The sequence below is a fragment of the Streptomyces sp. NPDC005878 genome, assembly GCF_040629815.1.
Classification (GTDB): domain Bacteria; phylum Actinomycetota; class Actinomycetes; order Streptomycetales; family Streptomycetaceae; genus Streptomyces.
In genome coordinates this window covers 162,304-183,761 of record NZ_JBEXWK010000002.1, presented here as the reverse complement: position 1 = coordinate 183,761, position 21,458 = coordinate 162,304, and the positions used below count along the sequence as shown (strand labels likewise).

Here is a 21,458-nt window from a genome sequence, read left to right as displayed (position 1 = left end):
AAAGGCCGCCACCAGGGCAGCCATGTGGGTCAGAAAGCTCCGGGGAGCGGATGCTCGTCGTGCTCGGCGAGGGCCCGCCGGAACAGGCGCAGCTGGTCACCGGGATACCCGGCCGCGTACTCCCGGTACAGGCGGTCCCATTCGGTGGCCTGCGGCGACAGCTCGAACCGCTGGCCCAGGAACACAGGGATGGGCTGACAGCGGCACGAGTTGTGGAACTTGATCACACTGTCAGCGCCGGTGAACTTTTCATCCGCCGCACGCCCCACCGCATCAAGATCCTTGTAGACCGCGCCGCGAGACGCCATGAGCTTGCAAAAACTGCAGGCCCCGAGCGCCGCAGCCCGCGCATAGGCAACGGCATAGCGGTCCCGCTGCACAGCCTCCCGGACCGTCTGGCGGCCCTGGTTGAGCATCAGCCGCTCAACGGCGCCCTCAGCCTTCTTCTCCGCCTGGTCCAGACGGACATCCAGCGGCTCAAGCTGCGCTGCCGTAGTCGTCGACGCCTCGGGATCACGCGGCCACAAATCCTTCGTGGCCCAACGCAGACTGTTATCAACCTGCTCATCCGGCGGCGGATCAGGCACAGGCACCGCAAACCGGCCCGGCACCCCCGCCTCAGCACGCTGGGCATCGTAGAAGTCCGCCGCCAGCGAAACCGAGGCAGCCCCGTACTCGCCCAGCAGAGCCCGCACCGCCTCAATCCAGTCCGGCACCGACGCCTGCAACCTGGACGGAACAATCAGCCGACGCAGACGCCGCATATCCCGCCGCAGACTGGCCGCGAGACCACCCTGCGTGCGACGGAACCGCGCCGCGCTGCCGCTGCCGTCAGAAACCGGCGGCGCCACCGGACACCTCCGCCGCCTGAGCCGTATCCGGGCCGCTCATCTGCGCCAGCCGGTCAAGGACCGAAGAGCCGCGGCTCCGCAGCCGGTCCGCAGCCACACGCTGACGCTGCCCCTCCGTCAAACCGGCCATCTCCAGCGTCACGTCACTGTCCGCCGGGAGGATCCCGGCCTGGACGAGCTTGACCGTGGCATCCGCCTGCGCGGCCACCGTCGGCGTCGCGGGGTTCCGCCACACCGTCTCGATACGGCGTGTCTTCTCCGGCGGCTCACCGTCACGCACCCATAGGGCGAGCCGCATGGCCTGCTGCCACGCCGCACCGAACCGGCGGATCCGCCGCTCGCTGCGCTTCACCAGCTTGGCCTCAGTGGAGCGGATCGCGTCCGCCGATGCCGGATTGTCGGTGGTGTAGCCCAGCATGTGCGGCGGCAGACCGAACTGCGCCGACATGATCCGCGCATACAGGTCGATGATCTTCGTCATGCCAGACGGATCATGCGCCGGGAACTGGCTGACCGTCGGCACGTTGCCGTCCTCGTCCCGCTCCAGCGCCAGAATCCGGCCGATGTACGTCTCCCACGCCGACTTGGCGTTGCCCTCCGCGTCCTGGAACGCGCTCTCCGAGGCGCCGAGGATGTAGCGCTGCGGGGCACCGAAGAACTCGGCCGCGACCTCCATACCCATCATCCGACGACACGCCGCATCCGTGATCGACATGACCTCCGGGGTGATCTCACTACGCCCCACCCGGTCCGCCGTGCGCTGCCGGTTCGCCATCCGCAGCACCGGCACCACACCAAGATTGTGGATGTCCCGGTCGACGACCTCCCAGCCACCCGACTGTGTGGGCAACGCCGTCACCGTCTGATCCGGCAGATACAGCACCAGCATCCGATCATCCAGCCCCGACTCGACGAGACCATCGGTCTGACACTCACGCAGCGCCGCAACCCCCATACGAGTACGGGCATCCCACAACAGCGTCATGTCCAGCGGCGACTCGATACTGATCAACGGAGGACAGTCAGACGACCCGCAATCCCCCGAACCGACCGCAATGTACTCACGGCCATACGTCAACGCATCCAGGTGCGCCAGACTCGCCTCATCAAGCAGATCGTTCGCCTCAACGATCTCCGCCAGATCGGACGAGTCCGCGCCATCCGCCCACCGGAACGCCTCCAAATCAAGGCGCTCCTCCAGGGACTCGACCCCCACCCGCGGCCAGCCGATGACCGTGTGAAGGGCCTTCAGCTGCGGCGGGATACTGATCCCGAGGTCACGGACCAGCTGCTCCCCGTTGAAGTAGGCATCCCGCAACAGCAGCGACCAGCGATCCCGCAACAGATCCGCCCGCAGCGTACTGATCAAGGCGAGCTCGTCATCCGACAGGAACGTCAGCGGAATGTCCGGACTGGTGATCGTCACCGCAGCACCACCACCCGTCCCGACTTGCCGGTCTTCTTCTTGCCGAGACCCTTGGCCATCGCGTCGACGCGGCACTGCCAGGCGAGGACGGCCGCTACTGCCGCGTCGATCTTCTTGGCGCTGTCGGGATGCTCCTTCATGATCTGAATGCCGCTTCGCGACTCCCGGCGCCGGGCATTGAGGATGTGCCGGGTCAGCACGCTGGACCCGTCGTGCGTCAGCTCGCCGTCCACCACGCTGGATCGGAACTTCTCCAGCGCCCTGACGATCTGGTGAGACCGGCCGCCCGTCATCCACCATTCGATCGGGTGCTGGACCGAGGCTTTGACCTTCAGGCGCCGGCTGTGGTCCGCCTCCCACTTCGCCACATGGGACTCCCACCGAGCCGGGTCGGCGTACATACCGACGACCTTGTACTCGCGGAACGCCTCTTCCACCGTGGCCAGCACCTCCACCGTGGGCACCTGCCAGTCAGCCCCGAAGGGGCCGTCCGGCTGCTCCCAGCAGCCAAGCAGGAACAGATGGCCGTCCGAGACACGGCAGCCCACCAGGGCCGTGGCGTCCGTGACACCCCTATTCCGGCGGCGCGACCCGTCGAAGCCGAGAACGATCTCCTCGCCCCTGCCTACGACCTTGTCCGCTGCTCCGAGTCCCGCCCACTCCGGCTGCGAAATCCACGAGTCGGAAGCGTGGGTGATCTGGTTCAGGAAGTCCGCGCGAGCCGTCTGCGGGTCCGTGCTCGGATCCCAGATCGTCGCGACCAGCGTGTCCAGATCGACGTGGCCGCCATTACGATCCGCAGAATCCCCGTAGGTGTAGGCCAGGCCCGCCAGCAACGACTGCCGATCGGTCATGTCCGTCTCGGGCGGCGCCTCACGGTGGTCATAGAAGAGTCCGTCATCCCTTGCCCGACCCTCACGGATCTTCGCCCAGAACGCCGCCGACTCCTCAGCAACACTGCCCTCGCCAGGAATGAAAGCGTTCGGCGACTCGACCGTCGTACCCCCGACCTTCGCCGCGTTGATCCGCATCGTCTCGGCGAGCCGGTTGCCACGATTGGACTTGACCCACTCCTCGGTCTGGTCCAGCACAGCAAACACCGGCTTGTTGCCCTTGACCGTGCGAGCCGACGAAGTGATCGGTTCGATCCTGCCTCGCGGGAGATTGACGAATGTATCCAGGGGCTCCAGGCCCGGATAGGCATCAATGACCGGCCCCTGCAGCATCTCCAGTAGAGGAGCCCACGTGTTCTTCGTCTGCGTCTCGCTCACCGCAGCGATCTGAACGAGCGGGGTACGCACCTCCGACCAGGGCTTGCCCACCGGCTGGCCCTGGGCATCCCAGCCATCCGGCACCACCGGGCCCAGCGCCTCGACAATCGCCAGTGCTGCCAGGAACGGCGACTTGCCCCATCCACGCGGCCGGCTGATGACGCCCCGCCGGAACCGGCGCTTCCCGGTGAACGGGTTGATCTCGTAGTAACGGAGGACGAAGTCCTCCTGCTCCGGGTAGAGCACGAACGGCTCGTACTCCCCGCGGTCCGGGGCCGCCAACATCTCCGAGATCCAGTCAATGACGTCATAGCCCAACGTCGGTACAGCGCCCGGCTCTGGAGGTATCCACGGCACGGCTACCCCCCAGCGGCATCCGGAGGAGGCAGCGCGTGCAGGGTGCCGCGGCGCTCACGCGCCGACCGGCCGCCCTCAGGCCTCTTACTGTCGGCCTCATCCGCCTGCGCGAACTGCATCCGAAGTCTGGCCCGGTCCTCGGGCGTTGCACCGAACTTGGCTACCCTCAGCCGGAGTTCCGCGGCGGCGGACATCTCCCCCGACCACAGCCGGGCGTGTACGACGGCCGTGTCCAGCAGGAAGTCCCAGTCCGTTGAGGAGAAGTGCTCCGCCTGCGGAGAAGCCTTCCACATCTCCCACCAGTCCAGCGTCCGAGCCGGCCACGAATGCTCGATCAGCTCCCCGTCCTTGAGGACCTGCAGGGTGGGCAGTTCGGGAGGCTCAGCGTGCTCGAATCGCAGGACGGTCTGCGGGACGGGGTCCTTGTTGGCCCGCGCCCTGCGGGACGGATCCTTCGGCTGGGGTCCGCGGCCGGCCATGGCCACCACCCCCCTGCCGTCACGTCAACGAGTCGATCACATCCGCTGCATCCGGCAGCTCGGCAAGTCCCAGCGGGGTGCCCGGCACCCGGTCCCCCACGATCATGTAGCGGCGGTCGGAGTACACCTCCACCGCCAGACCGGCACGGCGGATCCGGCGCCCCGCAGGCACCTCGCCGCGGAACCACAGATGCACGCCCGTGCCCGACCGGCCGCGCTCCATGTACGTCGGCGGGAGGCTACCCACGATCCGCTGCGCCCACGGCAGCAGCCGGCCGCCCTCGACCGCGTGGTCCAGGTCGACGACCACGATCCGGTCCGAAGATGTGAGGGCAAAACCGAAGCCTTCGCCAACCGAAGATCGGGCAACGGCCGCGAAGTCCGACCAGGTTGACGGGTCACTGACCGAGGCGAACCGGCCGTCGATACGCAGCGGAACCTTCTTCGACGAGTAACGCACCCAGCGGGCACGTCCCGTCAGCTCCATCGGGACCCGGGCCATCTGCTCGCCGACAACCCGCTCCTGCTCGGCACGGCGCCGCCTGCGATATGCGGCCTGACGACAGGCTGAGCTGCAGAACCGTGCGATCGACCGCGCCTTCGCAGGCAGCCGACCGCCACAGTGCTCGCACTGGGCGGTCCGGGACAACGCGACGTAGGCCATGAACCCCATTCTAGCCAGGGCGCGTTACGGATAGAAGTACTCTGAGCTGCGAGAACAATGAATCTCGTGTACGAGCACCCGCCATCCCCTCCAAGGCGCACCCAGCATTAGCGCAGGTCAGAAAGCCCCAGACCTGTACGCGGCCACGACTGGTATACGGCCCCGATCCTCCAAGATCGCCGTGGGGCCTAACCCCCCAGGTCGCCTCAGCCGGCGATAGCCGACCAGCCCTCATCAAGATCACGCTTGACGCTGTTGCAGTAGAAGTGGGCGGTCTTGAGGTTGTCCTCACTGTGTGATCCACCTTTGGCCAAAGCAATCACGTGATCGAGAACTGGTGCTTCGAGGTCAGGAGCGACAGCGTTACGGTCTACTGGGTCACCGCATATGTGGCATGTCCAGCCGTCCCGCACATGGATCCGGTAGCGGGAGACGGTATCCACCAGGGCGCCCGCCTCCAGGGCTCGCCGTCTGCCTGCCTTGTCCCTGATCTGGCAGCGCCGCGAGCAGTGCCGGACTCCTCTGTCCTGTCGACGGACGAAGGGGTCGCCGCATCGGATGCAGAATCCCGCGACCCACGGGACGACGCCTGTCGTACCCTTAGCCGCCAGCCTAAGTACTCGCATGGCGTTACGTCGCCGCGGACTCATCCGCTTGCGCGCAGCTACACCTTGGTTGTCTTCGCGCGGGCGGTCACTGCCGTACTTGGCGTCGTAGAAGCATTGGTGTGAGCAGTATCGAGAAGTGGTTTTGGTGACCGTGGTTTCCCGTCCACATTGGGCGCAAGTGATCGGGTACGCCTTCACTCGGGGGCGGTCGTACTGCCGGCTGTAGCTGCGCCCCGTTGCCGCACGGTGTTTGGCCTGGAACTCTCGCTGCCGTTCGTTGCGGTGCTGGCGTTTGCATTCCGGCGCCCCGCATTGCACCCGTCGGGCGTTGACGAGAGGCGCTCCGCAGTAGGGACAGGGGCGTGTAGCTTTGGTCATGTCGGTCCTGTCACGTCAGGGCTGGCCATGGCCCCGGGACTGTTAGCGCAGTCGCCGGGGTTCTCTGCTCCATTGTCTCAACTCAACTTGCCATGCACAGGCCGTTGTTGGCCTAGCGACGACTTCCCTTGGTCCCGCGATTCGCCTTGCTTCCGGGCCAGATTCCGGTGGACTCGTGGAAGCGGAGGGCGCAGTACCCTTTCGCCCGCGGCCCCATGAAGCGCTGAACGCGGCTTACGCAGCGGGTGAAGGCTCCAGAGCGTGGGGCGTAGCCGATGCCAGCAGCCTTGCCCCTGGATGTGGGGCGGTCGCTCCAGTACCTGCGACCTTCGCGGACGATGCGCCTGTTGCTCTTCGCTTTGTTCGCCATGTCGGATCACTCCTTCGATGGCGCGGGTTGGCCTTGGGGTTCGTCTACCCGTTCGATGCTGGCGACGTGGTCGATGGGGATGGCGAAGGCGATGCCGCCGTGGTCGTGGAGGATGGCCCAGTGGTCGTTGAGGGTGAGGGTGTCGACGTCTTCGGCGAGGATGTCGCCGTGCTCGCCTTGCCGGTGGCGGATCAGGTAGGCGGGCATGGCACCGTCTCGCACTGGATCTTGTAGTAGGTGTAGTCGCCGGTGGGCAGGCCAAGGAGTCCGGCGAGGGTGTGAATGCCGTGGTCGTTGTGCGTGATCGTGGGCGCTAGTGGCCGGGCTAGGTGGAGTCGGCGGAGGTGGGCCTCGTGGAGGAGTCGCTGGTAGGCCGCCTGTTCGACGTCATCACCGTGTGGGACGGCGATAGAGATGGTGAGCATCGGTTCACCTCAGTCCCGGGTGGGGTTCGGGTGGGCGTTGGCGGCCGGGTCGTGGGTTGGCGCGTTGGGCTGCGTTGCCTTCCGCGCTGCTTTTCAGTCCGTGGCAGGTGGCGCATACGCCTTGCAGCCGGTCTTCGGCGTGGGCGTCGGTCTTGGCTTCGATGTGATCGCAGTGGGTGGCGGGCCTGATCCGGCAGATCTGGCAGATCACGTCGCGGTCGAGCACCTTGCGGCGGATGGTCGCCCAGTTGGAGGGGAGCCGGCTCTTGCGGTCCGAGTTCTTCCAGCCGCCGCTCATGGTGGTCTCCGTTCAGTCGTCGTCGCGGCTGTCGACGTAGCGACCGTTCTCGATGTGGAGGGCGGCGGTGAGCATTCCGAGGAGGCTGACCCAGTCGAGGGATTCGCTGATGGCCTTCATGAGGCTGACGGTCCCGTCGTCCTTGACGATCTTGAGGAGGACGTGTGCGTCGATGACCATGTCGCCTTCGTCGAGGTCGACGGTGACGCCGAGTGAGTCGAGGAGCTGCCCGATCTTTTGTTCAGCCACGGGGATCTCCTGCGTCGTCGTGTTCGTCGCGGTACTTGGCGAGGGCTTCGTGGACGGCGTCTTCGCTGCTGTCGTTGGAGTCCCACCATTCGACGGCGTGCCAGACGTCAGCGAGTCGGCGCATGCGGAGGGCTGCACGCGTCTCCCACTGGCGGAAGAGGGCGAGGAGTTCCTCGGTCTCGCGGGCTGCGTCTTGGGCGTAGCCGAGCCCGGCGAGACGGTTGGCCATCTCTTCTAGGTCGTGGCGGCGCGCTTGAAGGTCTTCAAGGTCTTGGGCGGTGAACAGATAGTTGTAGCTGCCGCCGCTCATGGCTGGGTCTCGATAGTGCCGGGAAGATCGCGTCCCTCGATGCGAAGAGCGCCCGGGTCTTCTGTCTGCCGAGCGCGGGTCTCGTTGAGCGCCCGCGTGATCTTGCCCTGCGCGTACAGGATCTCTTCCTGGACCTGCGCTCGGAATGCCTCGAAGTCGGGCTCTACGCGGATCTTGAGCGGGTAGCCGTCGGGGTCGACTGGTACTTCGTTGGCGGGGATGTCGATGGTCTCTTCGAAGGCGAGGACTGCGCGGGCGCCGATCTTCTCGGCGAGGCCTGCGAACTCGTCGCGCGGTGACTCGTTGTCGGGCCCGAGGACGTAGCGCTGGGGTATGTACTCGTCGATGACGAGGACAAACGGCGGCCTGTCGTCGTCGGCGCCGTCGGGGAGTTCGAGGATCTGCAGGCGAGCCATCAGCCGGTCACCGCCGCCGCGCCTTCGGGCTTGCCACTGCTGCCGAAGAACCCGGCCATGAGGTCGTCCCAGGTCTTGGTGGCTTTGTCGGCGATCTCGTTGCCGCGTGCTTGCCGAACGTAGGCGGCGATCGCCTCGGCCTGGCTCTGCACTGTGGCGGGTACGGCGGCGAGGACGCCTTTCAGGCAGCGGTCGCTGCTGGCGTGCTGCTCTTCGTGGCCTTGCACAGCAATGATCAGATTCCAGGCCCAAATGGGCAGTTCGGTCGTGGTGGCAGCCATGGCGCGGGCTCCTGTGGGGTGGGGTTACGGCTTCCAGCGGGGTCCGCGTAGTGCGGCGGGTACGTCGCTGGTGGTGATGGGCCGGGTGGGCTCGACGGCCGCGGGAAGGAATCCGATCGGTGCGCCGGTGCCGTTGCCAGTGATCCAGTGGGCGTCGAGGTCGTCCATGGCCTGGTCAAAGTGGCGCTTGGCTTCGTCAAGAAAGTCTTGCTGAAGCGCGTCCCAGAGGCTGGTCGGCTCGGGAGTGGAGTCGTCGGGCACGATGCTCCTCTCAGGCGGCGAGTGCGCGTTGGATGCCTTCTTCGAGGCTGATCTTCGGTACGTACACGTCGAACATGCGCTTGGGGTCGCAGACGCGGTGGTGGACGCCTTGCGGTGCGCTGGGCAGGTGCTTGATCTCGGGCTGGTAGCCGGCGGCTGTGGTGACAAGTGAGGCAAGCTCGTCGAAGCTGGTCGCCCGACCCCAGCCCAAGTTCAACGGACCACGGACGTCTTGGTCGACGGCTGCGAGGGTCGCGCCGACGAGATCGTCCACGTGGATCCAGTCGCGTGTGCTGCTGCCGTCCCCCCAGATCTCGAAGGGGTCCTGACGCTCGCGGGCTCGGCGGATGAATGCCGGGAAGGGGTACGCAAGGTCTTGATCTCCGCCGTACCCGGACATGGGCCGCAAGATCGTCATCCGTGTGCCTTCGGCTTCGGCGTATTGGCAGAGCTGTTCACCGGTCAGCTTGGCGAGGCCGTAGGTGGCGTCGGGGCGTCCGGGCTGCTGGTAGTCGATGTCGGTCTCGACGAGCCGATGGATAGGGCCGGGCTGTTGGAGCGCGACCGGATAGGCGGCCGACGAGCTGAAGTACACGGCTCGCGGGATTTCGTTGCGGGTGAGCCAGCGCATGTACCAGGCGTCGAGCGCGAGGTTGGTGGCGACGCCGAGGGGGCTGCCGTCGATGCTGGCGCGGCCTCCGACGATGGCGGCGCAGTGGATTGCGAGGTCGTAGTCGTCGGTGCTGTATCGGAAGAGGTCGAGGGCGTCGGAGTGGCGGGGCTCTAGGTCGATTCCGTGGACGTCCCAGTCGCGCGCTTCCATTGCCGCGTACAGGTGTCGCCCGATGAAGCCGCGGTGCCCCGTGAGGAGGACGTGCATCAGGCCCCTGCCTTCACAGCCTTGAACACGCCCCACGGCAGCCCGCTGTCGACGGGCTCCAGCCCGATGCGGGCGCAGGCTTCGGCCTGTTGCTCCTTCGACCAGGTGGTGACGCCGATCCACGAGTCGGCTTCGGCGGGCGCCTCGCTGACGGGCCAGTCGAGGACGAGGATCCCGCCGATCTTGGTGGCGGCCCGGAGCTTGCCGATGATGTACAGGCAGTCCGCATAGCTGTGGTGGATGAGGACGGCGAGTGCGTACACGGCGTCCATCTTGCGGCGGCCGAGGTAGCTCGCGATGCCGTCCGCGTCTGCGTTCACTGTCGCTGCGATGCTGGCTCTTTGGAAGGCGAGTCGCGCGAGCCGGTCGAGCATGTTCTGCGAGCTGTCGACGCCTGTGACTTCGTAGCCGAGCTTGGCCATGGGGATGGCGACGCGCCCGTCCCCGCAGCCGAAGTCCATGACCTTGGCACCTGCGGGGATGACGGTGGCGAGCATGTCGGCCTGCGCCCGGCCGGAGTCCCAGTAGGCATGTTCGGAGACGCGGCGGAGCGGGTGGATGGCCAGCGGGTCGGCCTGGTCCCAGGCGTCGATGACGTCGGCGGCAGTCACGATGCCTCCTCGACGAGCTTGCGCAGCTTGGCTAGGTCGGCTTCGAGGCCGCCGTTGTCGCGGTAGTCGATGTAGGCGGCCGAGTCGCTGCTCACCTGCTCAGGGCTGTTGCACTCCTCGTAGCCCTGATCCATCTCCGCCTTTGACGCGGCAGGGTGTAGGTGCTCGATGACCATGTCGTCGAGATAGGTGATGCGGCCCATGCCGACTCCCCAGTCCTTCCAGACCAGGTCGACACACAGGTGCACGAACTGCGGAGGCGCCATGTATCCGAGCGTCGTGACGATGTCGGACGTCATGGCCACGGCGGTCGGCATCAGCTCGCCCTGCAACAGGTCGTTGCCGTAGACGATGCCGGGGCCCCCGCAAAGGCACTCGCGGATGCGGGCGTCCCAGCGGGCGGTGCGGGGCCGGTGGTCGTCGCCCATGAACCCGAGGAAGCGATACGCCGAGGCGGCGGTCACGGCCTGTCGGTTGAGGGTGCCGACCAGCCGCTCGCGCTCCCCGAACACGAACTGCACCCGCCCGTCGCTCTTCAGGGCTTCGGCTTGCGCCTCGTACCCGGCGAGCTGCGGGTCGTCGGTGTCGACGGCGAACAGCAAGTCGGCGGTGGCGGCGGTCGCGTCCCAGGCGTCCATGATTTCCGGGATGGCCTGGGGTCTGCCGCGAGTGGGGATGATGACGAGGAGATCGTCGGGCATGGCGCGGGCCCTTCCGTCAGGACTAGGCGCTGGTGCCGTCAGTGATGAGGCCGACATTGGCGAGCGCGGCGACGAGGGAAGCGAGGGCTGCGTTGCCCCCGCGTGAGCCGGACACGGTCGGGCGGACGATGGGAGTCGCGTTCCAGAAGGCGAGCTTCTGTACGGCCGGGTCGCCGAGGTGCTTGAGGTCGCCGAAGACTGCGACGTCACCGTTGAACTGGCCTCCGGCGAGCGTCGTGTAGCCGGTGACGGTCAGTGCGTGATTGTCGACGAGGACGTCGCCGTTGACGTGGAGTCCAGCGAGGACGGCTGTGCCGCCTTCAATGGCGGCGACGCGGGTGAACAGGTCGTCGATGAAACCGTTGAGCGTGTTGACGGTGCCGCTGAGTGTGGTGACGACGGTGATGGTGGCGAACTGCCCGTTGCTGTACGCCCGGTCGCCGTGAGGGTCAGTCGCTGCGGTGTGGGTACTGACGGCGTCTCCGGCGGCGACCTGCGTACCGCTGGTGCCGACGTCTTTGGTGGCTGCAGTACCGAGCCCCAGGTTCGTGCGCGCCGTGCCGACGTTCGCAAGGTCGGAGAGGTTCGACGCCTTGGCCAGCTTGCCGTCGGCGTAGGCGCGGTCACCATGGGGGTCGCTGGCGGCGGTGTGGAGTGCGACCTTGCTGGTTGCGTCGCTGGCGGCGGTAGTGATGGCGGCGGCCTGGGCGCTGGCGGCGGCGCCGGATGCGTCGGCTCCGACGTCTGTGGCGTGGAGGACGACAGCACCGGTCTGGGTGTTGACGCTGGTAACGAGGTTTGATGCAGGGTCGCCCGCGTCGCCCTTGTCACCCTTCGGTCCGGTCGCACCTGTGACCCCGGGTGAACCTTGGGGGCCAGTCGCTCCAGTCGCTCCCGCAAGCCCTTGTGGTCCAGTGGCGCCTGTAGCTCCGGTTGGGCCGGCGGGGCCTGTTGCTCCTGTGTCTCCCTTGGGGCCGGTGACTATCAGGTAGCTGCCTTCGTCTGCTTCGGAGGCGGGGGTGACTGCGGGGAGGCTGACGTTGGGGGCATTCTTGGGGAGCGAGAGGGAGAAGCTGTCGCCCGTGGCGTCGTAGAAGCTGGTCTTGACGTCGTAGGTCCAGCCGGTGGGGTTGATTCCCTCGGAGTCGGTGGCGACGACCGTCAGGACGAAGGCGCCGTCGATGAGGGTGGCGGTGGCTGTGCCTTGGACGACAAGCCCGGTCCCGGCGGAGACGATCTTCCCTGGGTGGGGGGTGAGGGTGACGGTGCCGCGCATGCTGGTGCCGTCGGGGTGCTGGTAGAGGCCACGGACGGTGACGGTGGAGATGCCTGAGGGAAGCGGCATCGTGGGATCTCCTCGTCAGTCGTCGGGTGAGTGTGGGCCCGCCCCGGCCCATGGGTGAAGTTGGCCGGGGCGGGTGTCCTGCCGTACTGCGTGGGCGAAGAGCGGCAGGACGTCGGGGCCGGGGGCGACCCCAACAGTTCCCCATCACCGGCCGTGGACATACCGGATGACGGGGAGTCTTGGTCCGCCCGGCCCCCCACGGCCAGGCGGACAAGCGGGCCGATCACTGGGGGTGCTGCGAGGCCCGGCCTGCGGCACCGGCGCAGGCGTATCGGGGGTTAGGCAGCGTGGGCGTGGGGGCCGCGGCTGTTGGCGGCGGGGTCTGCGGGCGTGAACTTGGCGCGGGCCCGGGCTGCGGCACGAACGGTGGGGAGGTGGAAGTAGGCGCCGCCGTCGCCGGTGAGTACGGGTTCGATTTTGCCTCGGCTGACCCAGACGTGGATGGTGCCGGGTTTCACTCCGGCGGCGCGGGCGGCTTCCCAGAGGTCGCCGAGCTGGCTGCCGTGTTCGGCCTGGGTGAAGTGGAGGTCGATGCCGTCGGGGTTGGGGAAGGCGACCACGACACCTCCCCGGGATGTGCAAAGCCCCCGCCGGATGGTTCACGGCGGGGGCTTGAAGGGCGTGTTGCGACTCGTGTGCCACGATCACTGAACAGATTTACAGCTCAACGAGTTTTCGTCAAGCGCGACGCCCTGGCGGGTCGACCGTGATCCGCTGTCCGTCCCAGTGGAGGTGGGCAGGGATGTTGGCGACAACGGTCTCGTCGTTGCGCTGCATGATGATGGAGACCCCTCCGGGACCGATTCCTGCGCCCGTTACCGCCGCGTGGTAGCCGTGCCTCCTGATCCAATCCAGGGTGTAGTAGCACTTGGTGATGAGCGTGGCGTGGTGATGATCGGGAGTACGGTTCGCAACGGCTTCGTCACACCAGACCGCCATCGCTTCGGCAGCCTTGCGGGCGGGCGACCCGTACTTCAGGTCCAGAGCTTCCGTTCGGTAGATGCGGGCCACCTCCTCAAGCGACCCGCCTGGCTCATAGACGTTCACGCTGCGACTCCAGCATCGCGCTTCAAGAGCCCCTGCTGCGCTTCGCGGAGCGCGTCCCAGTCGTCCTTGCCTATCCAGGCGGCGCCGCATGTCTGGCACGAGATGCGTTCGTTGTCGCTGCTTGCGGTCAATTGGGTACCGCAGGTCCCCCTCTCGGCACGGGAGGGGCAGACGCCGACCTTCACGCGCCCTGGCCGTCGTTCGCTGCTGGCTGCGGCGGTCATCTCGTTGTGGAGGCGCCGGATGTCGTCGATGTCCTGGTCGATGCTGTCGTAGCCGGTGACGGCCCAGGGCAGGTTGTTGATCAGGAATTCGAGGTGCCTGGGGAGGGCTTGCGCTGGTGATCCGCGCCACGGGGCGATGGTCCAGCCCAATGCGGCCCGCCACGAGTCCTCGATCGCGGACAGTCGGGCTGCGGCGCCGCCGGGGCCGGTGAGGGCGAGGACTTCGAGGCGGGGCGGGATCGGCGGTACCCGGCTGCCGGACGTCGCCGCGTCGGGCTTGCGAGCCCCGCGCATCAGGGCCGCGGTCGTATCGAGCTCGCGGAACAGATCGGCAACCCTGCCGAGTCGTTCGCGAGTCTTGTCCTCACAAGGCCGGCAGGCGTATCGGCTGTGCTCTATCTCGATGATCCACAGCGGCTTGTGGCATGAGGTGCATGCGGGCCACGCGTAGTCGTCGGAGTCGTTGGTCATGCCGCCGCCTCCATCTTGCGGGCCCAGTCCAGCCATCGGGCGTGGCGCTCGAATGCGTCACCGAGGTGCTGAAGGGCTCCGCGAAGGGCGGTGTGCTGTGAGTCGAAGCCGTAGGCCTTGGTGTGGCAGTTGAAGATCTGGCAGCTCCAGCACCACGATCCGCCGCGGCGATAGGCCTCGGGCACGTCGGGTGGTAGCTTGCCGATCCGGATCAGCGGCGGCGGGTCGTACATGGCGGCTCCTCGACAGGCGTGGTGCAGAGGTGCGGGGGATGCTAGGCCAATTGTGCACACGCCTGTTGACATGAGGGGCTGCTGACGCATTCGGGGCTGCTGTCGAGTTCCTGGGACGCTACCCCTCGGTTCCCGTCAGACTGGCGGTCATGGATGATCTGGTCTTCTCGGTGCAGGTGTCGGACCGGGCCCGGTGCGTCGCGGAGCTGGAGCGGTTGTGCGCGGCGTTCGGTCTGGTGCCGGTGTTGTCGCCGACCAGGTCGACGGGTACCGGCCGGTGGATGGCACGCTGCGCACCGCCCCGTCCGCAGCCCGAGCCGTCGTGGGCACCGGAGGCGTAGACATGCCGACGGCCCCAGCCGGTGAAGGCACGGGGCCGCGGGCGATGGCTGCCGGCGTGGTCAGTCTTCGACCATGTCTCGGTATTCGCTGGTCATGTCCCAGACGGGGGTGAGGAGTTCGTCGGCCTTACGGAGGAGGACGCCGCGCTCGGTGTCGTCGTCCGCGTTGATGGCCTCCCCCAGGAGCGTGCCAGCGGTCTCCAGGTCCTCGTGACCGTTGATGCCCGCCATGCCGAAGGTCCGGGCGGCGGTGTCGAGCTGGCTGGCGAATGCGGCGAGGTCGGTGGCCGGGGTCTGTTCGGCGACGTAGGCGATGTCGGTGGCGTAGCGCTTGATGATGTCGGTGGCGGTGATCGTTGCGGTGGTCATGGGGTCTCCTATGCGGGGCCGTCGTATTCGACGGCGTAGATCTTGGCGGTGGGGTTTTCGCTCTGGGTGCGGAGTACGTCGGTGACGATGCTGTCGATGCTGTTCGTCGAGTTGAAGCTGAGCAGCTTGCCGGTGCGGCGGTCGTACAGCCGGTAGTGGATCTCGGTGTACTCCCGGCCGCGCTTCGGCAACGGCTTGCCGTTCCACATGTCGGGCATGACCGTCACCTCTTGGCAATCTCGTTGGGGTAGACGCCGGTGGACTGTCCGTCGGCGGTCTGGATCTGCACGATCGTGGTGTCGCCGACGATGCCGACGCTGGTGACGACGCCGGTCTCACCGCCCTTGTGGCCGGTGGGCTGGACCGGATTCGTGACGACGATCTCGTCGCCGGGTTTGAAGCTGGCCATGGTGGTCTCCTTCGCGATCATTCGGTAAGCCGTCGACTGACTGGCAGTCGGGGCAGGGAGTCAGGCGGTGGGGGTGAGCCCGAAGGCGGCGGCGAGTGCTTCAGTCGTGATCTCGTAGATCGTGGTGAGGTCGACGGCTGGGGCCCGCGTGTTGTGGCCGGGCAGGCGGCGGGCGCAGGCGACGTGCATCCGCGTGCCGTCACGGGCGGTGAACTCGTAGGAGTGGAAGAAGTCTGCGGCCCGACGGGCGCCCACGATTCGGGGCCGGGCGTCACTGAGGCTGCGCGTCATGTGGTCGCGGACGGTGCGACCCGGGTGACCGGGCAGACCGGTAGCGATAACGCGTTCAACGACACGGTAGGCAACGGTACTGGCCTGCTGAGCGTTCATGGTGGTCCTCCTGCTACTGGTTGGTGGTCTTGGCCCACAGGCCGCGGGTGTGCGTTCTGGTTCAGCTCCACTCCCAGTTCTGGCCGAGGTGCGCGGCACGCTTGGCGGCGTCGCCGATGAGGATCGCGAGTTCCCCCCAGCCGGGCTCCATGGCGCGGTGGCCGGCGGCCTTGTGGAGGAGTTCGCCGATGCGGGCTGCCTGGGCGGGCGGGATGCACATCGGGAGGTCGAGGCGCCCGTCGAATAGCTCGCTGAGCTCGCGCCATTCGCTTCCTGTGAGCGTGTGAGCGAGGTGCTGGCCGAGGTTGCTGAGGGTGAGGCCGGAGCGCGTGGACGGGACGCCGTGACTGATGCTGATTCCCATCGGCGGGCCTTTCGGTTAAAGGTTGCGGTTGTGGGCGAGTTCGGTTGCCTGATCGAAGGCGCGCAGTACGGGCGCGGGGCTGGTCTGCTGCGCGTTCCAGGAGGGGATGGTTGCCGCGTCGCGGAAGTCTCGTCGGATGCGTTCGAGGAGAAGCACGCAGGCGTCGTCGGCTTGAGATCGGCTGGCGGCTTCGAGACGGATGGCCCGGACGGGGCAGACGGCACCCTGGTCGTCGTAGAGCGCGTCGCGGCACCAGCCGTCGGTCTGTATGCGGATGCGGGCCCGGTGGAGAAGCGTGGCCAGCGGTGTGCTGTACGGGCTGGGGGCCGGTGCGGGCAGGAGCGGCAGCCATGTGCTGGTCTCGTGTGTTTCGGTGGCGATGTGGGCGCTGTTGATGTCGACGGCGAGTACGGCTGTGCTGCAGCGTTCGTCCATCTCGGCGAGGGTCAGCGCCATCCGGGCGTCGAGGCTGAGGTCGCTTTGCGCGACGTCCGGCGACAGGGTTGCGCTGGTCTCGGCAACAGTGATCATCAGACGCGCCAGGACCCGAGCCGGCGGCGCGTCTGCGGGTCACTGCTCTGACGGACGCGCTTGTCGAGACCGCGGAGCTCGGCCTCGTCGAGGATCCCCTCGTAGTCACTGCCGAGCGGGCCGGCGACCTGGGGGCCGGGCGACGCGACGTTCCGCAGCCCCTTGGGCGGCCTGGTCTGGATGGGGCCGTCGCGGAGAACGATGCCTTCGACGGACTGCCCTCCGACCATGGCTCCGCCGAGGAGGGGGTGGTCGCCGGTGACGGTGTACTCGCTGTAGAGCTGGCGGTCCTCGTAGGGGGCAACACGGTCGGCGACGTCGAGGATGACGTAGAAGGTGTCGCCCTTTTTGAGCTCGCGGCTGGCCTTCTTGGCGTCGCGGCGGGTGCGCTGGTAGGTGGTCATCATGGTCTCCTTCAATTCGGGATTTTCTTCACATATGGGGTGCTCGATGGCGAGCAGAGGCCCACATAGGTGCAGGTCGGGGGTGCTCAGGCTCCTGCTCGTCGGCTGCTCCGAGCAGATCTTGAGCAGGTACCGAGCAGCGGACTGAGCGGCTCTGACCTGCGAAGACGTGACACCGAGCAGGCCCGAGCAGCGGGATGATCAGGGCATTACGGTCACAGGAGGCGGGCGAGAGCCTCACGCTTGAAGCCCCGCGGGTTCACCAGCTCGTCCAGCGGGCCAAGCGAGACGGGGCCGCCGGCGCCCGCCTCGCGGAGCAGCACCTTCAGTCCGTCCGGGGTCAGATCCCCGTAGGCGTCCGGGTTGAAGTCGATCAGCGCGGCCGTGAGCGTCTCGGACCGCATGCGGTCGACCCCGGTCTTGTCCATCAGGTCGACAGCGTCAGCGATCAGCGCTGTTGACGTGTCCGCCAGGGTCCCGGCGGGCGGCACTGCGTCGCACAGCCTCAGCAGTTGCTCCCAGGTGAGCAGCTCCACCGGCGCCGGCTTCTTGATGTTGTCGTCCTTGTCGTACTCCGGCTCGACATACTCGGGCAGGTCGACGTTGCGCATGCCGTCGAGGCTGTCCTGGTCGGGATCGAGCAGCCCGGCTTCGAGGCGCTCCTCGGCGAGCTTGCGCAGGGTCGCGGACGGCACCTCATGGATGGCGTACTCGATGGGCTCGTCGCTCTTCCCGGGCACTCCCTGGATGAAGATGTGGCCGGCGTCCTTGGGGTCGGTGTCGGTGGCTGGCGACAGCTTGTGCGGCAGGTAGCCCTCCCTGACGGATCCGTCGCCGAACACGGCGCGGGTGTCGCCGACCTTGCAGGGGCCGACGGCCTTGAGGGCTACCATCTGGGCGAAGTTCTCGCCGAGGTAGTTCTTCTGGCCGCCCTGGGAGGCGATCTCGACCTCGATCAGTTCCTTGCGTCCGACGAGGAGCAGGTCGAACGCCAGCCGTTTCGCCAGCTCGGTGGCCTTCGGGAACTCGTCGAAGAAGATCGTGACGGCGGGGTGTTCGGGGCTGGCCTTCCACTTCTTGCCCATACCGAGCTTAGCCCGGAGCCGGGCGCGTGCCTTGGACATGACCAGGAAGAACAGCAGAACCGCTTCGATCTGCTCGTTCGTGCGGGCGGTGATCCGCACCGCGTCGCCGAGGTCTTCGAGTCCGTCGCCGTGCGGGTCGAGGTCGATGGTGATGTTGTCCCGGCAGGCGGTCGTCCCTTCGGCGAGGGCCTGAAGGATCCCCGTCTTGCCGCCACCCGAGGCGGCGACCCACAGGCCCATCACGCCGGCCAGAGACAGCTCCAGCGGGTCGCCACCGACGGAGGTGCCGATACGGAACCGGTCGGTGATCGACAGTGACTTGGGGGCGCGGTACGGCAGGCCGGGCGCGGTAGCAAAGGGGTCGCCTGCGACGAGACGGAGGATGGCGCATGCCCGGCGCGCCTTGAGAGGCTGCGGCCGAACACCGTTGGTGGGCAGGTCGAACTTGGTCTCCAGGTCCCCGCTCTTCTCAATGATCGCCTCGGGGGTGCCTTCGCCGACGCGGACCACGCACTGCCATCCCCACGGCTGCCGCTGCACGTCGGAGACTTCGACGACCGGCACGTTCTCGGCGCGGGCCGCCAACAAGACGCACTCGGCGAGCTGCTCAGGCGTGCGCGCGTTCCGGAGAGGGAACGGCCTGGCGCCGTCGGCGAGCTGCTCGACGTTCATGACGACGATCGATCCGACGCTCGTCACCCCGGCCTGCGTCGGGTCCGCCAGGAACGTGGCGGGCAGGCTGGCCGGGGGCATCCCGAAAGGGGCCCCACCGTCCTGGCGTGCCGTGAAGGGCCTGCTGACCAGGTACCAGCCGTAGCCTGCCGCCGCCCCCAGAGCGGCAAGAAGCAGCGGCTGGCCGCTGGCCGCCTGCTCGACAGTGACGCCGAAGACGGGCAGCGCGGTGAACCCGCCGCCAGCAATGATGGCGGCCCGGCCAGCCCGCTTACTGTGCCTGGCCCGGTCGATCTCGCGGTCGTTGGGCGGCAGAACTACCTGTGCTCGCAGCGCTTCCAGGCGGGACTCGGTGGCGGCGACTTCACCGGCTAGCGTGGCGAGCTTGCCTGCGCCCATGGTTGCGCCGTCCTGTTCGGAGCGGGCTTTGGCAACGGCGAAGTGGGCGTGCGCCTGTGCGGCGAGGCGTTCTTGAGTGGCGATCCGTTCGGCGTGCTTGCGCTGCTTGGCCTCGGTCGCCATGTGGATGACGGCGACTTCGTCGAGGTCGCCCGCGGCGAGCCAGTCCTTCATACGGGCGCCGGCGTGGCCGCACTGCTCTTTGAAGGCGGCCCGGGCGCGGTCGGCTCGGCTGGGCTGGGTGATGTTGTCGGCGGGCTGCTTGGTCAGGTCGGGCTGCGCTTCGGTGGCCACCGGCCGGGTTCCTCTCGCGGGTTGGGGTGGTGGGCTTAGCCGAGGCCGCTGAGCATGTTGCCCAGGGATCCGACCAGCGAGTTCGTCATCTGGGCGCCCATGGTCCCGACGAAAGTGCCGGAGAGGGCGATACCGAAGAGGACACCGAGCGCGGCGTCGACTGCCTTGAGGCCGCTGTGCTTGACCTTGACGAAAACGATGATCGCCAGGACGAGGATCGACACGATGCCGACGGCGATGGTGCCGCCACCCGCCTGCGTGGTGATCTGCTGGTTGTAGCCGGTCCGTACCCCGGTCGCCGGGGTCTGCGGGTTGGTGATGACGGAGCCCTGCCCGCCATCGGCGATGAGCCCGTTGTTGATGCCGGCGGGGTCGTTGGCGTCTGTCTTCGCGGCGGCCTGCATGATGACCGTGCGCTGCTCGGGGCTGGCCTTGTAGGCGGCGGCGTCGAGGCCGCGGATGTGGACGGTGCGGCCGTCGGGCATGGTGACCGGCGCCCCGGCGGCCCGGGCGATGACGGTCTCGATGTCGGCGGCGGACGCGGTCGGCGCGGCGGCGGTGGTGAGGGTGGCGGCGCCTCCGAGGAGGGCTACGGCCGCGCTGCCCGAGACGGCGATCCGACGGATGACGGCATGCATGGTGATCTCTCCTTGAGGTGGGTTACCTGACGCTCGGGCTGGAGCTCTTGGCTGCGGGGCGGTCGTTCGGACTGCCTTCGTCGGCCCTCCGGGCGGCCGTCTCGCGACCGATCTGACGCCGGGCTCCGTCGCTGTAGGGCAGGGTGTCTCCCGGTCGTCGCACGGGCGGCGTGCCGCCGTTGTTGCGGCGTCCGTCGGGGGCGTTCGGATCCTTCTTCTGGCGGGGCTTGATTTGGGAATCGATCAGCGACAACGAGCCCAGAATGGGCGCTTCGGTGACGGTCCGCATGTGGGCTTGCGCGGCCCGCGACTGCGCTTCGATTTCGGGCCGGATCCCGACGGTCTTGGAGCCGGTGACGAGGAGCCAGGACTCGGCCCAGATCTGCTCAGTGACAACCGCGGATCCTCGCGCGGCACGAAGGGCGTCGGCGACCTCCCACACATCCGGGTGCTTCGCCTTACGATCGGCGTCGCGCCGCGCCTGCTCCTCCTCGGCGGCCTTCTCCCGGGCGTTCTTCTCGGCAGCCGCCTTCGCCTCGGCTGCCTGCCTCTCGACCCGCGCCCGCTCCCGGGCGGCGTCCGCCTCGGCTTCGGCGCGCGCGGCGGCCCGGCGCTCCCTGGCGGACGGAATGCCGTCCGCTTTCTGGGCGATGCCGTGCTCGTAGGTCATGAGCACGATCGGCCCACCGAGGGAGGCGATCGCTCCGATGATCCCGGCGTTGAGACCGATCGCCTTGTCGGTGATGCCGCCGTACAAGTTGACGCCGGCGGCGATCGCGGCGCCGGCCATGATGCCGATCCGGTACGGACGGACATCACGCCGATGCGCAACAGCCCACGCCGCCCCGAAGGCCAGAGCCAGCGCGAACCCTTCCAGCAGCCCGGGCGCGGCGATCAAGAACTTGTGCTGCGGGTCCCAGAAGTGCATGAACTGAACCGGCGCCGCGATGATCAGCCCGACGGCGTAGATGCCGCGGGCGCCCCACTTCCACCAGCGCTCAGCACGCTGCTGTTCCTTCGCTCGCTGTGCTGCGCGCGCCTCCGCTTCGGCGTCGGCCTGCTCGGCCTTCTCGCGGTCAGCTTCAGCCTTAGCAGTCTCGGCGGTCTTCTTCGCGACGTAAGCAGCGTGGTCGACCTGCTTGCGCTCCTGGACCAGCCGGGTCCGCTCGTTGGCGAGGCGCAGCTTCTCGGCCTCCTCGGCGGCAAGCACCCGGGCCGCGTCAGCTTCCCCCTGCGCCTTGATACGGGCGGCCTCCGCTTCGGCGTCGGCGCGTTTCCGGATCGCCTCCGCCTCAGCCAGAGCCACCGGGTCAAACCGAGGCTCAGGCGAGGTCTTCGGCGCCCCGTTGACCTTCTTCTCGACGGATGCGGCGGTCACGGTGATCTGTGTCCTCTCAGGTTGGAGC

The 21,458-nt window shown here is 67.7% G+C and carries 33 protein-coding genes; 1 reads left to right on the top strand and 32 read right to left on the bottom strand.

Translation table 11 applies throughout. The annotated features are described in order from the left end of the window. Positions 1-29: 29 nt before the first annotated feature. From ABZ404_RS04705 to ABZ404_RS04600, 22 genes are all read right to left on the bottom strand, one after another. On the bottom strand, positions 30-851 hold the full coding sequence (locus tag ABZ404_RS04705) for a hypothetical protein (RefSeq protein WP_358831384.1): 822 nt from the start codon (positions 849-851) through the stop codon (positions 30-32). Beyond that, on the bottom strand, positions 832-2,277 hold the full coding sequence (locus ABZ404_RS04700) for a phage portal protein (RefSeq protein WP_358831383.1): 1,446 nt from the start codon (positions 2,275-2,277) through the stop codon (positions 832-834). Before ABZ404_RS04700 ends, ABZ404_RS04705 begins: the two co-directional genes overlap by 20 nt. Continuing rightward, positions 2,274-3,866, bottom strand: coding sequence for a terminase TerL endonuclease subunit (locus tag ABZ404_RS04695; protein ID WP_358831382.1), 1,593 nt, complete (start codon positions 3,864-3,866; stop codon positions 2,274-2,276). The genes ABZ404_RS04700 and ABZ404_RS04695 overlap by 4 nt, the downstream gene beginning before the upstream one ends. 41 nt (positions 3,867-3,907) lie before the next feature. Then, the gene (locus ABZ404_RS04690) at positions 3,908-4,384 is read right to left on the bottom strand and encodes a hypothetical protein (protein ID WP_358831381.1); all 477 of its coding nucleotides are present in this window, start codon (positions 4,382-4,384) and stop codon (positions 3,908-3,910) included. Between the two features lie 19 nt (positions 4,385-4,403). Continuing rightward, the gene (locus tag ABZ404_RS04685) at positions 4,404-5,048 is read right to left on the bottom strand and encodes a bifunctional DNA primase/polymerase (protein ID WP_358831380.1); all 645 of its coding nucleotides are present in this window, start codon (positions 5,046-5,048) and stop codon (positions 4,404-4,406) included. A gap of 206 nt (positions 5,049-5,254) precedes the next feature. Further along, complete coding sequence (locus ABZ404_RS04680; protein WP_358831379.1) at positions 5,255-5,674, bottom strand: HNH endonuclease signature motif containing protein; 420 nt, start codon at positions 5,672-5,674, stop codon at positions 5,255-5,257. A 736-nt stretch (positions 5,675-6,410) separates the two neighbouring features. Next, entirely contained in the window at positions 6,411-6,611 is a 201-nt protein-coding gene (locus ABZ404_RS04675) for a hypothetical protein (RefSeq protein WP_358831378.1), read from the bottom strand. Further along, complete coding sequence (locus ABZ404_RS04670; protein ID WP_358831377.1) at positions 6,596-6,829, bottom strand: hypothetical protein; 234 nt, start codon at positions 6,827-6,829, stop codon at positions 6,596-6,598. Before ABZ404_RS04670 ends, ABZ404_RS04675 begins: the two co-directional genes overlap by 16 nt. 4 nt (positions 6,830-6,833) lie before the next feature. Next, a complete protein-coding gene (locus tag ABZ404_RS04665) occupies positions 6,834-7,127 on the bottom strand; it encodes an HNH endonuclease (RefSeq protein WP_358831376.1) in 294 nt (97 codons plus the stop codon). 12 nt (positions 7,128-7,139) lie between these two features. Continuing rightward, entirely contained in the window at positions 7,140-7,376 is a 237-nt protein-coding gene (locus ABZ404_RS04660) for a hypothetical protein (RefSeq protein ID WP_358831375.1), read from the bottom strand. Beyond that, complete coding sequence (locus ABZ404_RS04655) at positions 7,369-7,686, bottom strand: hypothetical protein (RefSeq protein ID WP_358831374.1); 318 nt, start codon at positions 7,684-7,686, stop codon at positions 7,369-7,371. The genes ABZ404_RS04660 and ABZ404_RS04655 overlap by 8 nt, the downstream gene beginning before the upstream one ends. After that, positions 7,683-8,102, bottom strand: a complete 420-nt coding sequence (locus tag ABZ404_RS04650; RefSeq protein WP_358831373.1) for a hypothetical protein — start codon at positions 8,100-8,102, stop codon at positions 7,683-7,685. Before ABZ404_RS04650 ends, ABZ404_RS04655 begins: the two co-directional genes overlap by 4 nt. After that, positions 8,102-8,383, bottom strand: a complete 282-nt coding sequence (locus ABZ404_RS04645; protein WP_358831372.1) for a hypothetical protein — start codon at positions 8,381-8,383, stop codon at positions 8,102-8,104. The genes ABZ404_RS04650 and ABZ404_RS04645 overlap by 1 nt, the downstream gene beginning before the upstream one ends. A gap of 24 nt (positions 8,384-8,407) precedes the next feature. Further along, positions 8,408-8,644, bottom strand: coding sequence for a hypothetical protein (locus tag ABZ404_RS04640; protein ID WP_358831371.1), 237 nt, complete (start codon positions 8,642-8,644; stop codon positions 8,408-8,410). A 10-nt stretch (positions 8,645-8,654) separates the two neighbouring features. Continuing rightward, positions 8,655-9,524 carry an NAD-dependent epimerase/dehydratase family protein gene (locus tag ABZ404_RS04635; protein WP_358831370.1) on the bottom strand — a complete coding sequence of 290 codons (870 nt, stop codon included), beginning with the start codon at positions 9,522-9,524 and terminating at the stop codon, positions 8,655-8,657. Further along, positions 9,524-10,135, bottom strand: coding sequence for a class I SAM-dependent methyltransferase (locus ABZ404_RS04630; RefSeq protein WP_358831369.1), 612 nt, complete (start codon positions 10,133-10,135; stop codon positions 9,524-9,526). Before ABZ404_RS04630 ends, ABZ404_RS04635 begins: the two co-directional genes overlap by 1 nt. Continuing rightward, positions 10,132-10,836 carry a hypothetical protein gene (locus ABZ404_RS04625; RefSeq protein ID WP_358831368.1) on the bottom strand — a complete coding sequence of 235 codons (705 nt, stop codon included), beginning with the start codon at positions 10,834-10,836 and terminating at the stop codon, positions 10,132-10,134. Before ABZ404_RS04625 ends, ABZ404_RS04630 begins: the two co-directional genes overlap by 4 nt. Positions 10,837-10,858: 22 nt before the next feature. Then, the gene (locus ABZ404_RS04620; protein WP_358831367.1) at positions 10,859-12,181 is read right to left on the bottom strand and encodes a collagen-like protein; all 1,323 of its coding nucleotides are present in this window, start codon (positions 12,179-12,181) and stop codon (positions 10,859-10,861) included. A 278-nt stretch (positions 12,182-12,459) separates the two neighbouring features. Next, positions 12,460-12,741: a hypothetical protein gene (locus ABZ404_RS04615; protein ID WP_358831366.1), complete on the bottom strand. Its 282-nt coding sequence runs from the start codon at positions 12,739-12,741 to the stop codon at positions 12,460-12,462. A gap of 118 nt (positions 12,742-12,859) precedes the next feature. Next, a complete protein-coding gene (locus ABZ404_RS04610) occupies positions 12,860-13,228 on the bottom strand; it encodes a hypothetical protein (RefSeq protein WP_358831365.1) in 369 nt (122 codons plus the stop codon). Next, on the bottom strand, positions 13,225-13,923 hold the full coding sequence (locus tag ABZ404_RS04605; protein WP_358831364.1) for a hypothetical protein: 699 nt from the start codon (positions 13,921-13,923) through the stop codon (positions 13,225-13,227). Before ABZ404_RS04605 ends, ABZ404_RS04610 begins: the two co-directional genes overlap by 4 nt. Beyond that, the gene (locus ABZ404_RS04600) at positions 13,920-14,156 is read right to left on the bottom strand and encodes a hypothetical protein (protein WP_358831363.1); all 237 of its coding nucleotides are present in this window, start codon (positions 14,154-14,156) and stop codon (positions 13,920-13,922) included. The genes ABZ404_RS04605 and ABZ404_RS04600 overlap by 4 nt, the downstream gene beginning before the upstream one ends. Positions 14,157-14,305: 149 nt before the next feature. Between ABZ404_RS04600 and ABZ404_RS04595 the strand changes: the two genes are divergently transcribed. Then, positions 14,306-14,497, top strand: coding sequence for a hypothetical protein (locus ABZ404_RS04595; RefSeq protein WP_358831362.1), 192 nt, complete (start codon positions 14,306-14,308; stop codon positions 14,495-14,497). A 60-nt stretch (positions 14,498-14,557) separates the two neighbouring features. Here ABZ404_RS04595 and ABZ404_RS04590 read toward each other — a convergent pair whose 3' ends face one another. The 10 genes from ABZ404_RS04590 to ABZ404_RS04545 form a co-directional block, all read right to left on the bottom strand. Continuing rightward, a complete protein-coding gene (locus tag ABZ404_RS04590) occupies positions 14,558-14,866 on the bottom strand; it encodes a hypothetical protein (protein ID WP_358831361.1) in 309 nt (102 codons plus the stop codon). 8 nt (positions 14,867-14,874) lie between these two features. Beyond that, complete coding sequence (locus ABZ404_RS04585) at positions 14,875-15,084, bottom strand: hypothetical protein (protein WP_358831360.1); 210 nt, start codon at positions 15,082-15,084, stop codon at positions 14,875-14,877. 5 nt (positions 15,085-15,089) lie between these two features. Beyond that, the gene (locus ABZ404_RS04580; RefSeq protein ID WP_358831359.1) at positions 15,090-15,275 is read right to left on the bottom strand and encodes a hypothetical protein; all 186 of its coding nucleotides are present in this window, start codon (positions 15,273-15,275) and stop codon (positions 15,090-15,092) included. 60 nt (positions 15,276-15,335) lie between these two features. Continuing rightward, positions 15,336-15,566: a hypothetical protein gene (locus tag ABZ404_RS04575; RefSeq protein WP_358831358.1), complete on the bottom strand. Its 231-nt coding sequence runs from the start codon at positions 15,564-15,566 to the stop codon at positions 15,336-15,338. 160 nt (positions 15,567-15,726) lie between these two features. After that, complete coding sequence (locus ABZ404_RS04570) at positions 15,727-16,029, bottom strand: hypothetical protein (RefSeq protein ID WP_358831357.1); 303 nt, start codon at positions 16,027-16,029, stop codon at positions 15,727-15,729. A gap of 15 nt (positions 16,030-16,044) precedes the next feature. Continuing rightward, entirely contained in the window at positions 16,045-16,560 is a 516-nt protein-coding gene (locus ABZ404_RS04565; RefSeq protein ID WP_358831356.1) for a hypothetical protein, read from the bottom strand. Beyond that, positions 16,560-16,979 carry a hypothetical protein gene (locus ABZ404_RS04560; RefSeq protein ID WP_358831355.1) on the bottom strand — a complete coding sequence of 140 codons (420 nt, stop codon included), beginning with the start codon at positions 16,977-16,979 and terminating at the stop codon, positions 16,560-16,562. The genes ABZ404_RS04565 and ABZ404_RS04560 overlap by 1 nt, the downstream gene beginning before the upstream one ends. A 200-nt stretch (positions 16,980-17,179) precedes the next feature. Next, positions 17,180-19,414, bottom strand: a complete 2,235-nt coding sequence (locus ABZ404_RS04555) for a hypothetical protein (protein WP_358831354.1) — start codon at positions 19,412-19,414, stop codon at positions 17,180-17,182. Positions 19,415-19,449: 35 nt separating this feature from the next. Further along, positions 19,450-20,052: a hypothetical protein gene (locus tag ABZ404_RS04550; protein WP_358831353.1), complete on the bottom strand. Its 603-nt coding sequence runs from the start codon at positions 20,050-20,052 to the stop codon at positions 19,450-19,452. A gap of 22 nt (positions 20,053-20,074) precedes the next feature. Next, positions 20,075-21,430, bottom strand: coding sequence for a hypothetical protein (locus ABZ404_RS04545; RefSeq protein ID WP_358831352.1), 1,356 nt, complete (start codon positions 21,428-21,430; stop codon positions 20,075-20,077). Between the last annotated feature and the right edge of the window lie 28 nt (positions 21,431-21,458).

What these genes read in the sequence shown, in the direction of transcription:
- ABZ404_RS04690 (WP_358831381.1), bottom strand. Translation starts at nt 4,384, where the DNA reads ATGGCCGGCCGCGGACCCCAGCCGAAGGATCCGTCCCGCAGGGCGCGG.
- ABZ404_RS04685 (WP_358831380.1), bottom strand. Translation starts at nt 5,048, where the DNA reads ATGGCCTACGTCGCGTTGTCCCGGACCGCCCAGTGCGAGCACTGTGGC.
- ABZ404_RS04680 (WP_358831379.1), bottom strand. Translation starts at nt 5,674, where the DNA reads ATGCGAGTACTTAGGCTGGCGGCTAAGGGTACGACAGGCGTCGTCCCG.
- ABZ404_RS04675 (WP_358831378.1), bottom strand. Translation starts at nt 6,611, where the DNA reads ATGCCCGCCTACCTGATCCGCCACCGGCAAGGCGAGCACGGCGACATC.
- ABZ404_RS04670 (WP_358831377.1), bottom strand. Translation starts at nt 6,829, where the DNA reads ATGCTCACCATCTCTATCGCCGTCCCACACGGTGATGACGTCGAACAG.
- ABZ404_RS04665 (WP_358831376.1), bottom strand. Translation starts at nt 7,127, where the DNA reads ATGAGCGGCGGCTGGAAGAACTCGGACCGCAAGAGCCGGCTCCCCTCC.
- ABZ404_RS04655 (WP_358831374.1), bottom strand. Translation starts at nt 7,686, where the DNA reads ATGAGCGGCGGCAGCTACAACTATCTGTTCACCGCCCAAGACCTTGAA.
- ABZ404_RS04650 (WP_358831373.1), bottom strand. Translation starts at nt 8,102, where the DNA reads ATGGCTCGCCTGCAGATCCTCGAACTCCCCGACGGCGCCGACGACGAC.
- ABZ404_RS04645 (WP_358831372.1), bottom strand. Translation starts at nt 8,383, where the DNA reads ATGGCTGCCACCACGACCGAACTGCCCATTTGGGCCTGGAATCTGATC.
- ABZ404_RS04635 (WP_358831370.1), bottom strand. Translation starts at nt 9,524, where the DNA reads ATGCACGTCCTCCTCACGGGGCACCGCGGCTTCATCGGGCGACACCTG.
- ABZ404_RS04625 (WP_358831368.1), bottom strand. Translation starts at nt 10,836, where the DNA reads ATGCCCGACGATCTCCTCGTCATCATCCCCACTCGCGGCAGACCCCAG.
- ABZ404_RS04620 (WP_358831367.1), bottom strand. Translation starts at nt 12,181, where the DNA reads ATGCCGCTTCCCTCAGGCATCTCCACCGTCACCGTCCGTGGCCTCTAC.
- ABZ404_RS04605 (WP_358831364.1), bottom strand. Translation starts at nt 13,923, where the DNA reads ATGACCAACGACTCCGACGACTACGCGTGGCCCGCATGCACCTCATGC.
- ABZ404_RS04600 (WP_358831363.1), bottom strand. Translation starts at nt 14,156, where the DNA reads ATGTACGACCCGCCGCCGCTGATCCGGATCGGCAAGCTACCACCCGAC.
- ABZ404_RS04595 (WP_358831362.1), top strand. Translation starts at nt 14,306, where the DNA reads ATGGATGATCTGGTCTTCTCGGTGCAGGTGTCGGACCGGGCCCGGTGC.
- ABZ404_RS04590 (WP_358831361.1), bottom strand. Translation starts at nt 14,866, where the DNA reads ATGACCACCGCAACGATCACCGCCACCGACATCATCAAGCGCTACGCC.
- ABZ404_RS04585 (WP_358831360.1), bottom strand. Translation starts at nt 15,084, where the DNA reads ATGCCCGACATGTGGAACGGCAAGCCGTTGCCGAAGCGCGGCCGGGAG.
- ABZ404_RS04580 (WP_358831359.1), bottom strand. Translation starts at nt 15,275, where the DNA reads ATGGCCAGCTTCAAACCCGGCGACGAGATCGTCGTCACGAATCCGGTC.
- ABZ404_RS04575 (WP_358831358.1), bottom strand. Translation starts at nt 15,566, where the DNA reads ATGACGCGCAGCCTCAGTGACGCCCGGCCCCGAATCGTGGGCGCCCGT.
- ABZ404_RS04570 (WP_358831357.1), bottom strand. Translation starts at nt 16,029, where the DNA reads ATGGGAATCAGCATCAGTCACGGCGTCCCGTCCACGCGCTCCGGCCTC.
- ABZ404_RS04565 (WP_358831356.1), bottom strand. Translation starts at nt 16,560, where the DNA reads ATGATCACTGTTGCCGAGACCAGCGCAACCCTGTCGCCGGACGTCGCG.
- ABZ404_RS04550 (WP_358831353.1), bottom strand. Translation starts at nt 20,052, where the DNA reads ATGCATGCCGTCATCCGTCGGATCGCCGTCTCGGGCAGCGCGGCCGTA.